Source organism: Amycolatopsis sp. 2-15, assembly GCF_030285625.1.
In the GTDB taxonomy this organism is placed as follows: Bacteria; Actinomycetota; Actinomycetes; order Mycobacteriales; family Pseudonocardiaceae; genus Amycolatopsis; species Amycolatopsis carbonis.
Genome location: NZ_CP127294.1, coordinates 9943446 through 9956562 on the forward strand (window position 1 = coordinate 9943446; position 13117 = coordinate 9956562).

A 13117-nucleotide genomic window follows, 5' to 3' on the forward strand; every position below is an offset into this window, starting at 1 on the left:
CATGGCCAGTTCCACGGCGCTCATCGCCGAGGGCATCGGCAAGCGCTTCTCCGGCGTCACCGCGCTCGACGACGTGACGCTGGAGTTCCACTCCGGCGAGGTGCTCGCGCTCATGGGCGAGAACGGCGCCGGCAAGTCGACGCTGCTGCGCGTGCTCTCGGGCGACCACGAGCCCAGCGACGGCACGCTGCGGGTCGACGGAGAGCCGGTGGTGTTCGACAACCCGCGCGCGGCGATGGCCGCGGGCGTGCGCGTGATCTACCAGGAACCGGAGATCATCCCGCACGTTTCGGTGGCGGAGAACGTGTTCGTGGGCGAGCTGCCCTCGCGCGCCCGCGTGTTCAGCCGCCGCACGCTCAACCAGCGCACGCACGAAGCGCTCGTCGAATACGGCTTCGAAGGCGTGCTCGACCCGGCCACGCTCGGCAGCAAGCTCTCGGCCGCGCAGCGCCAGCTCGTCGAGATCCTGCGGGTGCTCACCGCGGCCACCCCGCCGCGCGTGATCGCCTTCGACGAGCCCACCTCGTCGCTCTCGGAGCACGAGGTCGACGCGCTGTTCCGGCTCATCCGCCGGTTGCGCGACTCCGGCGTGGCCGTGGTCTACGTGTCGCACCGCATGAAGGAGATCTTCCAGCTCGCCGACCGCGTGGCCGTGCTGCGCGACGGCAAGCTCGTCGGCGTGCAGCAGGCGGCGGAGTCCGACGAGAACCAGCTGGTGCGCATGATGATCGGCCGCGACCTCTCGGCGCTGGAGCGGCGCGAGACGGCCGAGACCGGCGAGGTCGTGCTGCGGCTGGACCACGTGACCACCGACGACGTCACCGACGTCTCGTTCGAGGTCCGCGCCGGTGAGGTCGTGTGCCTGGCCGGGCTCGTCGGCGCCGGGCGGTCCGAGCTGGCGCGCGCGATCGTCGGCGATCTGCCCGTGCGCTCGGGAACCCTCGAGCTCGACGGGAAACCGTTCAAGGCCCGCACGCCCGGCGACGCGGTGAAGGCGGGCATCGGGTTCGCGCCCGAGGAACGCAAGACCGACGCGTTGCTGATGCAGCGTTCGGTGCGCGACAACGTCTCCATCGCCGTGCTCGCCCGCCTGCGCCGGTTCCGCGTGATCCGGCGGGCGAAAGAGCGCGAGCTCGTGGCGGAGTACATCCGCGAGCTGCGGGTGCGCACGCCGTCGATGGAGCAGGAGGTGCGCAAGCTCTCGGGCGGCAACCAGCAGAAGGCCGTGCTCGCCCGCTGGCTCGCCCGCCGTCCGCAACTGCTGATCCTCGACGAGCCCACCCGCGGCGTCGACGTCGGCGCGAAGGCCGAGATCTACCGCATCATCGACGGTCTCGCCGCCGAAGGCATCGCCCTGCTCGTGATCTCGTCCGACCTGCCTGAAGTCCTGTCGCTGGCCGACCGCATCGTCGTGATGCGCGCCGGGCACGTCGCGGGCCAGGTGAGCCGCGACGAAGCGACCGAAGAAGCCGTACTGACCCTGGCCATCCCGGCGACGGAGCCGGCCGCCGAAGACATCCAGGAGGTGGGGGCGTGAGCACCCCGACCCGGCCCAGCCCCGCGCAGGAGCAGCCGACCGAACAGCCCGACCCGCACCGGGTGTCCACCGCGCGCAAGGTGCTCAACGGCATCGGCGTGCAGAACAGCAGCCTGATCATCACGCTCGTGGTGCTCACCGTGGTGCTGTCGAGCCTCAACGACAACTTCTTCCGCACCAACAACCTGCTCCTGATCGGCAGCGCGGTCACCATCATGGGCCTGCTGTCTCTGGTGCAGACGCTGGTGATCATCCTCGGCGCGCTCGACATCTCCGTCGGCTCCATGGCCGGGCTCGCGTCGGTGATCTCGGCCATGGCGTTCACGGCCACCGGCAACTCGATCGTCGGCATCCTCGCCGCCGTCGGCACGGGCATCGCGTGTGGCCTGGTCAACGGCCTGATCATCATCTTCGGTCGCGTGAACCCGGTCGTCGCCACGCTGGCCACGCTCGCCACGTACAAGGGCATCGCGCAGGTCGTGTCCGACGGCAAGGCGCAGGGTTACACCGGCGCCGACGACCTGTTCATCTTCCTGGCCAAGGGAAGCGTGCTCGGGTTGCCGACGCTGGTGTGGGTGTTCCTGATCGTCGCGGCGGTGCTGCACTTCCTGCTGAAGTACACCGACATCGGCCGCAACGTGTTCGCCATCGGCGGCAACGACACGGCCGCGCGCCTGGCGGGCATCAACATCAACCGCTACATCATCGGGGTCTACGCGCTCGTCGGCGTGGTCGCGGCCATCGCGGGTGTGCTGATCACGGCGCGCACGGGCTCGGGCCAGCCGACGTCCGGGTCCGAAGGCCTCGAGCTGCAGGCCGTGACGGGCGCGGCACTCGGCGGCACGATGCTCAAGGGCGGCAAGGGATCCATCGTCTCCACGGTGCTGGCGGTGTTCATCCTCGGCGTGCTCGACAACGGCATGTCCGGCCTGGGCATCAACCAGTTCTGGCAGAACGTGGCCCACGGCGCGCTGCTCGTGGTCGCCGTCGTGCTGCAGCAGCTGCGCAGCGGGGAGCGCCGCGTCGGTCTGCCGGCCTGACGTGGGCGCAGTCGTGGGGGCTGACGGGGCCGGCCTGCACGCCCGCATCGTCGACGCGCTCGGCCGGCTGATCGTCGAAGGGGCGCTGCCCACCGGCGAGCCGATCGTGCCCGAGGACATCGGGCGCCGCTTCAAGGCCTCTCGGACGGTGGTCCGGGAGGCCTTGCGAGTCCTGGAGTCGAAGGGACTCGTGGCGGCGCGGCCGCGCGTCGGCACGTGGCCGCAGCCGCCGGAGGCGTGGGACGCGATCGACCCCGACGTGATCGGCTGGCGCGTCGGCGGCCCGGATTCGCTGCGGCAGCTGCACGACCTGATGGAGCTGCGGCACCTCGTGGAGCCGCAGGCCGCGCGGCTGGCGGCCCGGCACCGCGCGCCGGATGAGCTCTCCGCGCTGGCGGCGGCGTACGGGCTGATGACCGACGCCGTCGAACGCGAGGACACGGAGGCGTTCACCGAGGCCGACACGCTGTTCCACGCCGCCCTCGTGCGGGCCGCGGGCAACGCGTTGCTCACCCAGCTGCAGGTGCCGGTCGTCGCCGCCCTGCGCGCCGCACCCGAGCCGACGGCGGGCACGCTCGTGGCCCACTCGCGCGTGCTCACCACGGTGCTCGCGAAGAATGCCGAAGGAGCCGAGAACGCGACGCGCCGGCTGCTGGAAACCGTTGCGGCGTACCACTCACCGGCACCTTGACACACCCAGTGGTCCACACCATAGTCCGTGATCGACCGGCCACCGATCACGATGGCCTCCGCCGCCATGAGCTGCTTGAGGAGGACGCACCCATGCGTTTCCCGGGAATCCGCGGTTTCGCCGTGCTCGCGGCGGCGGTGACGGCCGGCGGGCTGGCCCCCGCCGCCGTGGCCAGTGCGGCACCGGCCGCGCAGTGCTCCGTGGCCGACGCGATGGTGAAGGCCGGTGACTACTGGGTCGCCCACGGGACGAACCTCGCACCGGCCGACTGGCAGAACGCGACGTTCCACGTGGGCAACCTCGCCGTGGTCCGCACCACCGGCGTGTCCAACCACCAGACCCTGCCGTGGGGCGAGGCCAACAACTACCTGCTGCCGACGACCCCGGGTCAGCCGTTCGCGGCCGAGGACGAGGCCGCGGGCGAGGCGTACCTCGACCTGTACACCTACTTCCACCCCGACCCGCCGATCCTGGCCGACCTGCGGTCGCGCCTGGCCGACGAGGTCGCGAGCGTGCAGGCCGGGCACACGGACTACTGGGACCACGTGAGCGCGCTGAACATGGCGATGCCCTCGTTCGCCCGCATCGGCGTGCTGGACTCCTCGGAGCCGACGCTCGCCGCGATGCAGAAGCTGTTCCAGCACACGGAGAAGAGCCTGTTCGACGAGTTCTCCGGCCTGTGGCGAACCGACGCGCACTCGCCGTCGTACTGGGCGCAGGGCAACGGCTGGGCGCTGGCGGCCCTGACGAAGGTGCTGCAGGTACTGCCCGCGAACGACCCGCGGTGGCCGGAGTATCTGCGCGTGTTCAAGAAGACGGCGACGACGCTGAGCGTGCTGCAGCGGCCGGACGGCTTCTGGAACGCCAACCTGCTCAACCCGTTCGGCGGCCCGGAGAGCAGCGGCACGTCGCTGATCACCTACGGCCTCGCGTGGGGCGTCAACGCCGGGGTCCTCGACAGCCGATGGTTCAAGCCGGTGGTCGACCGGGCGTGGAAGTCCTTGTCCACCAAGGCGGAGACAACCGACGGGTTCGTGGGTTACGTCCAGCCGAAGACCGACGGGCCGGGTTCGGCGAAGGCCACGGACACCTCGGCCGCCGGTGTCGGGGCGTTCCTCCTGGCCGGTCAGCAGGTCGCCGACCTCACCCCGGGCTGCGCCTTGTGAGTCGCGCCCCAATGTGGCGTTCGGTGCGCCCAACGCACCGAACGCCACATTGGGTGCGCCCAACGCAACCAACGCCACATTGGGGCGAGGGTTGGTGAAGTGGTCAGCTACTCGAGACAGTCCTGGGGGTCGCCGCGCGTCAGCGCCGGGTCGGTTTGTTCGAAGGTTTTGGCCACGCCGGGGCCGGAGGTGCGTGTTTCGAAGCGCACGGTCACGCGGCCGTGGCCTGCGCCCTGGACCCAGCCGGTGCCGAACTCCGGGTGCACCACGTCGTCGCCCGGGCGCCAGCCGCTCGACGACACCGGCGCCGAGCCGCCCGGCGACGGCACCACCGCCACCACGGGCTCAGCCGAAGTCCCGGGCACGGCAAGGGTGAACAACGCGTCCTGGTGCGGCACGGAAAGCCCGCTGAACGCCACGCCGACCAGCCGCACGCCGCCGAACTCCTGCGGATCCAGCAACAACCGCTCCGCGGTGGCGGCGAGCTGGTTGAGGTCGTCGGTGGGCGAGGCCGTGGTTTCCGAGCGCGTCACCGTGCTCATGTCCGTGTGCCGCAGCTTGATCACGACCGTGCGCGCCACCCGGCCCGCCTTCACCAGCCGCGAGTGGGCGCCCGCCGCGATCTTGCGGACTTCCGCGCGCAGCCGGGTGAGGTCCACGATGTCGACGTCGAACGTCGTCTCCGCGCTGACCTGCTTGGCCTCCCCGCGTTCGGCCACGGGCCGGTCGTCCGTGCCGCCGGCCAGCTTGCGCAGCTCGCGCCCGACCACGCCGCCCAGCGTCGCCACCGCGTCCGGCTCCGACAACGCCGCCAGCTCCCCCAGCGTCAGCACACCGATCGTCCGCAGCTTCGCTTCGGCCACCGGCCCGATCCCCCACAAGGCGCGCACCGGCAGCGGCGCCAGAAACTCCCGCTCGGTGCCCGGCGGCACCACGAGCAAGCCGTCGGGTTTGGCCCGGTCGGAGCCGATCTTCGCGACCTGCTTGCCCGTCCCCGCCCCGATCGACGCCGTGAGCCCGGTCTCCGCGCGAATCCGCGCCCGAAGCTCCTCGGCGAACCGCGTCACCTCCGCCACCGGCGCTCCGGCCAGCGAAGGCGGCTCCGCGAACGCCTCGTCCAGCGAAATCCGCTCCAGCACCGGAGCGACGTCCGCGACGATATCGAAGACCTGCTTGCTCAACGTCTCGTACAACCGGAACCGCGGCGGCAGGACCACCGCACCCGGCGGCAGCAACCGGCGCGCCTGCGACATCGGCATCGCCGAACGCGCGCCGTACTCCCGAGACTCGTAACTCGCGCCCGCGACGACCCCGCGCGGCCCGGTCCCGCCGACGACGACCGCGCGGCCCCGCAGCGTCGGGCGCGTGAGCTGCTCGACCGAGGCGTAGAAGGCGTCCAGGTCGAGGTGGACGACCCAGCGGGTCACGTCAGCTCCCGCCGGTGGCGTCCAGCAGCCGGTGCAACGCCGTCGTGTAGGACTCGAACGCCGCGCGGCCCTTGGCGGTCAGCTTCACGAGCGTGACGGGTGTGCGGTGCTCGTAGGCCTTGGTGATCTCCACGTACTCGGCGTCTTCGAGCTTGCGCAGGTGCGTGGAGAGGTTGCCGGCGGTCATGTCGAGCAGCTGCTGCAGCCTCGGGAAGGTGATCTGGTCGCCGTGGTGCAGCCCGGCGAGCGCGACGGTGACGCGCAGCCTGGCCTGGGCGTGGATCACCGGGTCGAGCTCCGGCAGGCTCGCCTCCGTCACGTGGTCTCCCGAGCCGGCCGACCACGGCGTTCCCGCACGAAGTACACGAGCGACGCCACGAGGAACCCACCGCCGCCAGCGAGGGACAGCACCAGGAAGTTGCCCGGCACACCCACGAGCACACTCGCGCCGCCGCAGACGACGATCCACACGCCGAAGCCGTACTGCAGCTTGTCCTGCCACAGCATCCCGCCCGCCAGGTACATCACGCCGGTCAGCAGGAGCGAGGTGCCCGACCACAGTAGAGAGATCGTGTGCGGGTCCAGCCTCCCCGCGTTCATGACGCTGATGTTGATCAGGGACAGCGCGGCGAACGAGATCATCCAGCTCCAGCCGTACATCGCGCCGATGCGACGCGACGGGCCACGAATGCCGCGGCTGATCCGGCTCCCGTAGTAGGCGGAGTAGACGATCGCCGCCACGAACAGGACCGCGACCACGATCCCCGCGACCCACCCGGGCATCAGTGGCCTCGCGTGGCTCTCGTCGGCCAGGAACACCAGTCCCCAGCCGACCAGCCACGTGAAGGCCCAGACGCCGAGCAGACGCGCCGGGCTGGCCCCCAGCTCCCGGCGCGTCCGCTCGTCCTGCCGGGCGATGAGGTTCAGCGACTCGGCTGCCGACATCGGCTGCTCTTCGTCGTCATCCACCTTGTTTCGCCCTCCCACCGTGCTGACCCCTATGCAGCACGGAAGTTACTGTGCTGTTGGTTACCAATCCGACCACAGTCACGGCGGGAAGGGCTGCCACACACGGTAACGTCCGGTTCCGTGCCCGCCTACTTCTGGTCGGATTGGTAACAGCTGTCAGCCGACCTTCGCCGTGTCCAACCGGAACCGCCGCACCACCACGAGTGCAGGGACGACCAGCCACGCGGCCAGCACCCCCACGGCGAGCCCCAGCCCACTCGCACCACCCACCGGCATCGTGCCGACGCGGCCGAGCCAGTACGTCGGGACGAAGTGGGCGATCGTGGTCATCCAGGCCGGCATGATCGACAGCGGCATCCACAACCCGCCGAACACCCCGAGCGGCAGCATCAGCGCGCCGGTCATCGCGCCCACCGTGTCGCCCTTGCCGAACAGGCCGAGCAGCAGGCCCAGCACCGCGAACGGCAGAGCCCCGAGCCACAGCGCGAGCGCCGTCAGCACCCACTGCGTCGCTGTCAGGTCGACCCCGCGCAGGGCACCGGCCACGAAGATCACGAGCACCACGGGCAGCGCCATCGCCATGGCGGAGGCGATCTTCACGAACACGTAGTCCGCGGCGCGCATCGGCGTGAGCCGCAGCTGCCGCTGCCAGCCGTCGGTGCGTTGGGTGGCCACCCGCGTGCCGGTGAACAACGCCCCGCTCAGGGCGCCGTACGCGCCCATGTTGATCATCGTGGTGGTGCTCGCCTTCAGCCCGTCCGGGCCGACGTAGTCGCCGAACAGGCCACCGAAGAGCAGGAACATGCCCAGCGGCACGACGATCGTGAACAGCGCGAACTGCGGGGCGCGCACGATGCGCAGGATCTCCAGGCGCAGATAGACGAGGTTCATCGCAGGGCTCCTTCCGGCTCGTCGGTGTGCTCGTCGCCGGTCAGCGCGAGGAACGCTTCTTCGAGACCTACCGCGGTGATCTCGATGTCGCTCGCGTCCGGGAACGTGGTGAGCAGTGCGCGGATCGCGAGGTCGGAGTCGGCGCACGCCAGCTCCGCGCGGCCGCCCTGGATCCGGGCGGTGGTGACGCCGGAGAGCGCGGCGAGCTCGACCTTGTTCGCGCCGCGCACCACGGCCCGCAGCACGCGCCCGGACACGGCGGCGCGAACCTCGGCGACCGTGCCGTCGGCGACGACGCGGCCGTGGCGCACGAGCACCACGCGGTCGGCGTAGTCCTCGGCCTCGGCCAGGTAGTGCGTGGCGAACAGCACCGTGCGGCCGCCTGCGCTGAACTCGTGCATCGAGGCCCAGAACGAGCGCCGGCCGTCCACGTCCATGGCGGCGGTCGGCTCGTCGAGCACCAGCAGCTCGGGGTCGCCGGCCAGGGCCAGCGCGTAGCGCACGCGCTGCAGCTGGCCGCCGGAAAGCTTGCCGCAGCGGCGGTTCGCGAAGTCCGTGATGCCGGCGCGCTCGAAGACCTCGGCGGCCGGCAGCGGCTCGCGGTACATCGAGCGCATCAGCCCGACGAGCTCGGCCGGCGTGGTGTCGCGCAGCAGGAAGCCGTTCTGCACCATCGCGGCCATGCGCCCGGCGTCGACGGCCGCCCGCGCGTCGCCGCCGAACACCCGCACCTCGCCCTCGTCGGGCCGCGTGAGCCCGAGCAGCATGTCGATGGTGGTCGACTTGCCGGCGCCGTTGGGGCCGAGCAGCGCCACGACCTCGCCGCGGCTGACCTCGATGGTCAGCTCCTCGACTGCGTGCACCGGCCCGAACCGTTTCGTCAGGCCTCTCAGACTGAACGCCTCACTCATCTGGTCCCCCATCGACTTTGCGTTGCAAACCTGCTGGGGAACTTTGTAACACAAACCTCGCTGTAATGAAAAGCCCTACGTGGGGCGAAGTTGTTTGATCATGGCCCGAGAACGCCGAAGCGCCGGGTGGGGAGCATCCCCACCCGGCGCTTCGAGCCGGTGTTTCAGCTGGTCAGAGGTGACCCAGCAGCGGCAGCGTGTCCGCCTTCGCCTTCGCCTGCGCGGACGCCGACGGGGCCGGTTGCGGCTGCGGCAGCGGCGCGCACTCGACGTCGGCGGTGCGGCCCGGCTTGCGGGCCGGCAGGGCGCCGGTCGCCAGGTAGTCCGCGATCTTGGTGTCCACGCACGCGTTGCCGCGCGGCGTGATGGCGTGGCTCGTGCCACCCGGCTCCGCGATCAGCGACGCACCCGGGAAGCGGCTGCGGACCTCGAGGCTGCCCTCGTACGGCGTGGCCGCGTCGAGCGTCTCGTCGATCATCAGCACGCTCTGCACGCCCTTGCCGTTGACCTGCACGGGCTTGCTCGCCTTGGCGGGCCAGTAGACGCAGGGCGCGTTGAACCAGGCGTTCTGCCAGGTGAAGTACGGCGCCTTGAGGAAGGTCTTCCAGTTGTCGAGACGCCACTGGTTCCAGTTCGTCGGCCACTGCACGTCGGTGCACTGCACGCCGAGGTACACGGCGTAACCGTTGTCGCTGTCGGACTCGTACAGCGCCTTGACACCTGCCGGGTCGCCCTTGGTCACGATCGCCGACAGTGCGTCGGCCACGTCGAGCCAGGTCAGCTGGTAGTAGCCGGCCTGCTGGATCACGTCGGTGAGCTCGTCGGGCCCGATCTGGCCGCCCGCGGGCTTGAGCGCGAGCTTGACCAGCTCACGGTCGACGGTCGCCTTCACCGAAGCCTGCGTCTTGCCCAGGTGGTAGGTGCTGTCGTACTTGGCGAGCCAGCCGAACCAGATGTTGATGTTGCGGTCGAACGCCACATCCTGGTTCAGGTTCGCCTGGTACCAGACGTCGCGCGGGTCCACCGTCGAGTCGAGCACCATGCGGCGCACGCGCTGCGGGAACATCGTGCCGTAGACCTGGCCGAGGTAGGTGCCGTAGGAGTAGCCGTAGAAGTTGATCTGGTCGGCACCCAGGGCGGCGCGGATGGAATCCATGTCGCGCACCGAGTCGGTGGTCTTCAGGTTGTCGAGCAGCGCCTTCGGGTTCTTCTTGGCGCAGTCCTCGGCGTAGCCCTTGGCGCGGTTGAGCCACGTCTTCTCGAGGCTCGGCGTGAGCGGCACGTACGAGGGCCGGTCGAAGCTCGTGTAGCCGTTGTCGCACGACAGCGCGGGCTTGCTCGAACCGACGCCGCGCGGGTCGAAGCCGATCCAGTCGTAGGCGTCACCCGCGTGGTTGGGCACGTTGGCGCCGACGCGCGAAAGCGTCAGGCCGGAGCCGCCGGGGCCGCCGGGGTTGGTGAGCATGACGCCCTGGTACTGCGCGTCCGGGGTCTTGTGCTTGATGCGGCTGACAGCGAGCTGCGCCTTCTGGCCGCCCGGATTGCTGTAGTCCAGGGGCACGGTCACGAAACCGCACTGGGCGCCGGCCGCTTGGAGGCCGGCGTTGTCGCACTGACCCCACGCCACGGGCGGCGGGGTGTAGGCGGCGGGGGCGGTGGCCGGCGCCGCTGACGCGACGGGCGCGGTGACCAGTGAGGCCAGCGTCGCGACGGCGACTGCCGCGAAGACAGCACGTCTCACGGGAGTTTCCTTCTCTGTCGGGGTTCTCGTCTGTCGGGTCCGCCAGACGTTAGTCGTCTTCGCGGCGCCCGGCCGGTTGTTCGTGCCGCTCTGCCCGATAGTCCCTACGAAAGGTGGACGCCGGAAATTCGGTTGGTCCCCCCACCCGGTCGCCGTTACGGTGGCTGCCATGACGATCTTCCAGCGCTTGCGGCAGCTCTAGCCCCGGCGTGACTCTTCACGGCCGCTTGTTCTGAACGCGGCCGTCATCCTTGCGCGCCGGGTCCTCCCTCTTTGACGGAAAGGACCTGCGTTTTCATGCGCGAACACATCGTGATGGTCGGCAGCACCGCGCCGAGCCACATCTACCCGTCCCTGGGCGTCATCGCCGAGCTCGTGCGGCGCGGACACCGGGTGAGCTACGTGGTGGGATCACCCCTTGAATCGCTGGTCGCCCCGACGGGCGCCCGCGTCGTCACCCACCCGACCCTCCTGCCCCTCGGCGAGGCCGGCGTGTGGCCCGACGACCCGGCCGACGCCATGCGCGTCTTCCTGGACGAGGCGATCGCCGTGCACCCACTGCTCCAGTCGACGTTCGACGGCGACCGCCCCGACCTGGTCCTCTACGACATCGGCGGCCTCGGCGCGCCCCTGCTCGCGTCCCGGTACGGCGTGCCCGCCGTGCAGCTGTCGCCGACGTTGGTGGCGTGGGAGGGCTACGACGAGGACATGAGTTCGGTGATGGACCCGATCAAGGCTTCACCGTCCGGTGTGGACTACGCCCGCACGATGACCGCGTGGCTGCGGGAAAACGGTGAGACCGAGGACGCCTGGACCTGGCTGGGACACCCGTCTCAGGTGCTGTCACTCATTCCGCGCGCGATGCAGCCCAACGCCTCGCGCGTCGGCTCGCATGTCCAGTTCGTCGGACCGTGCCTGTCACCCGATCGACTGGCGGAGCCGTGGACACCGCCTTCGTCCGGGAAGCCGGTGCTGCTGGTGTCTTTCGGGACGGCGTTCACCGATCAGCTGCCGGTGTACCGGGCTTGCCTTTCGGCTTTCGCGGATTCACCCTGGCACGTCGTGATGTCGATCGGCGTCTTCGTGTCCGCTTCGGGCCTGGGGCCACTGCCACCGTCGTTCGAGGTGCACTCCCGCGTCCCCCAGCTCGCGGTGCTGTCGGCGGCCTCGGCCTTCATCACCCACGCCGGGATGGGCAGCTGCACGGAAGCGCTCTGGTACGGCGTCCCCACGGTGGCCATCCCGCAGGCCGCCGACCAGTTCGGCAACGCCGCGCAACTGCAGGCCCTGGGCGTCGGACGGCACCTGCCCGCTTCGTCGGTGACCGCGGCTTCTTTGCGCTCGGCGGTGGCCGAGGTCGCGGGCTCCGCCGAGGTGGCCGCCCGGCTGTCGTCGCTGTCCACGGAAATCCGCGCCCACGGCGGTATTCCGGCGGCGACTGATGCGGTGGAGGCGTTCTTGAAGTAACCCACACGCGTACCGCGAATACCTCGGCGGTAATCATCGCCGAGGTATTCGCATACTCTCACTGGTCTATTCGTGTCTCCCCATTCACTCGACACCACGAAGCGCGATTCACCGACTCAGCGGTACGAACATCCCCGAAAACCCGAGGACGATCAATGGATTGCCGAGGGGACCAGAGGGGATAAATGAAACACTACGCAAGCTGCGAACGCGCCCGAAGCCGTACCTGCCAGTGCCAGATGTGCTGTGGCACCGAACATGGCTGGACCGGATCGATAGAATTGGCCAAGGCATCGGATCCGCGGGCACGACAGGAGCTACGCGGCGCCGCCGACAAAGCATGGCATGCCTCCACCGCCGATAAATCCCGTCCATCTCAGCGTGCGACCTACCCTCAGAAGGCGGCGGCCATCGACAGCACAGTGGCCGAGATCATCGATTTCCTCGCGCAGGAATATGCCGAAAAGCCCCCACGAACCCATCGAGCAGCGGAACTCGTATCTGACAATTCAAGCGACATCCGCACCGCCGGAAACACCGTTATCGACAATAATCACCCGGAGCTGTCACGCCAGATCCACTCGGAGCCACATCAGGCTGAGACACGTCAGGCGGAGGGCTGGGGAGGTCCGCCCGAGGCCACCGCCGGGAGGCGCGGACAAGGAGCCGGCGATGACAGTGGCACCGGCGAGATCTCACGCAGCTCCTCGGAATACGGCACCGTCGAGAAGATCGAGCAGCTCGGCAACGCGCTGACCGACGTGGCGCTGAAGGATATCGAGCGAGCTCACCAGGGCCCCGTACCGGAATCGACCAAAGTGGCTCTCGCAGACCACTTCTGGTGCGATCTGCTCGCGCAGATCGCGCACGTGATAGACGAGGGTCTCACCCTGTTCGACAACCTGCCGGACCGGGCGACCGCGCTCATCCTGGCGAGCCGCGAGGAAGACCGACGGCTTCCGCTCGAAGAATTCGTGGTCAAAGTAGCAGTCAAGAGTGTATGGACGCTGATCAAGTCGCTGACGCCGCTTGGTTGGATCAACGGGTTCCGCAAGGCCCTGCCGATCATACGGATCCTGGCGGTGCTGATCTGCAAGTCCCCGGAGCGACATGAGGCGGTGGTGCGGTACTGCGTGGACCCGCTGACAACACTGCTGACCAATGAGGTGAAGAAGCGGCTGGTCAAGACCCTGAGCGACTGGTTGCCTCGCTTGGTGGGCGAGCCAGGACTCGCGGCGGCATGAGCAGTTACGTAGAGACGGCACCTCGCCATTGAC

At 69.5% G+C, this 13117-nt stretch carries 12 protein-coding genes; 6 read left to right on the top strand and 6 right to left on the bottom strand.

Features of this window, described 5'->3' with window-relative positions; genetic code table 11:
* Position 1: 1 nt before the first annotated feature.
* The 4 genes from QRX50_RS48815 to QRX50_RS48830 all read left to right on the top strand — a co-directional run bounded on the left by QRX50_RS48815 (position 2) and on the right by QRX50_RS48830 (position 4434).
* Positions 2 to 1537, top strand: coding sequence for a sugar ABC transporter ATP-binding protein (locus QRX50_RS48815; RefSeq protein ID WP_285969835.1), 1536 nt, complete (start codon positions 2 to 4; stop codon positions 1535 to 1537).
* Complete coding sequence (locus QRX50_RS48820; RefSeq protein ID WP_285969836.1) at positions 1534 to 2577, top strand: ABC transporter permease; 1044 nt, start codon at positions 1534 to 1536, stop codon at positions 2575 to 2577. Before QRX50_RS48815 ends, QRX50_RS48820 begins: the two co-directional genes overlap by 4 nt.
* Before the next feature lie 13 nt (positions 2578 to 2590).
* Positions 2591 to 3268, top strand: coding sequence for a FadR/GntR family transcriptional regulator (locus QRX50_RS48825; protein ID WP_285969837.1), 678 nt, complete (start codon positions 2591 to 2593; stop codon positions 3266 to 3268).
* Between the two features lie 92 nt (positions 3269 to 3360).
* Positions 3361 to 4434, top strand: a complete 1074-nt coding sequence (locus QRX50_RS48830) for a glycoside hydrolase family 88 protein (protein ID WP_285969838.1) — start codon at positions 3361 to 3363, stop codon at positions 4432 to 4434.
* 107 nt (positions 4435 to 4541) lie between these two features.
* On the opposite strand, the gene QRX50_RS48835 is transcribed toward QRX50_RS48830, so the two are convergent.
* The 6 genes from QRX50_RS48835 to QRX50_RS48860 all read right to left on the bottom strand — a co-directional run bounded on the left by QRX50_RS48835 (position 4542) and on the right by QRX50_RS48860 (position 10373).
* Positions 4542 to 5861 carry a DNA polymerase IV gene (locus QRX50_RS48835; protein ID WP_285969839.1) on the bottom strand — a complete coding sequence of 440 codons (1320 nt, stop codon included), beginning with the start codon at positions 5859 to 5861 and terminating at the stop codon, positions 4542 to 4544.
* Between the two features lies 1 nt (position 5862).
* Positions 5863 to 6180 (bottom strand): transcriptional regulator, encoded by a 318-nt coding sequence (locus QRX50_RS48840; protein WP_220246822.1) that lies wholly within the window; start codon positions 6178 to 6180, stop codon positions 5863 to 5865.
* Positions 6177 to 6830, bottom strand: a complete 654-nt coding sequence (locus tag QRX50_RS48845) for a hypothetical protein (RefSeq protein WP_434533222.1) — start codon at positions 6828 to 6830, stop codon at positions 6177 to 6179. Before QRX50_RS48845 ends, QRX50_RS48840 begins: the two co-directional genes overlap by 4 nt.
* A gap of 156 nt (positions 6831 to 6986) precedes the next feature.
* Positions 6987 to 7721 carry an ABC transporter permease gene (locus QRX50_RS48850; protein ID WP_285969840.1) on the bottom strand — a complete coding sequence of 245 codons (735 nt, stop codon included), beginning with the start codon at positions 7719 to 7721 and terminating at the stop codon, positions 6987 to 6989.
* Positions 7718 to 8632, bottom strand: coding sequence for an ABC transporter ATP-binding protein (locus tag QRX50_RS48855; RefSeq protein ID WP_285969841.1), 915 nt, complete (start codon positions 8630 to 8632; stop codon positions 7718 to 7720). Before QRX50_RS48855 ends, QRX50_RS48850 begins: the two co-directional genes overlap by 4 nt.
* 172 nt (positions 8633 to 8804) lie before the next feature.
* Positions 8805 to 10373: an alpha/beta hydrolase gene (locus tag QRX50_RS48860; protein WP_285969842.1), complete on the bottom strand. Its 1569-nt coding sequence runs from the start codon at positions 10371 to 10373 to the stop codon at positions 8805 to 8807.
* Between the two features lie 297 nt (positions 10374 to 10670).
* On the opposite strand from QRX50_RS48860, the gene QRX50_RS48865 reads away from it, so the two are divergent.
* Both QRX50_RS48865 and QRX50_RS48870 read left to right on the top strand, forming a co-directional pair.
* Complete coding sequence (locus QRX50_RS48865) at positions 10671 to 11840, top strand: macrolide family glycosyltransferase (protein WP_285969843.1); 1170 nt, start codon at positions 10671 to 10673, stop codon at positions 11838 to 11840.
* A 185-nt stretch (positions 11841 to 12025) separates the two neighbouring features.
* On the top strand, positions 12026 to 13084 hold the full coding sequence (locus QRX50_RS48870; protein WP_285969844.1) for a hypothetical protein: 1059 nt from the start codon (positions 12026 to 12028) through the stop codon (positions 13082 to 13084).
* Positions 13085 to 13117 lie beyond the last annotated feature (33 nt).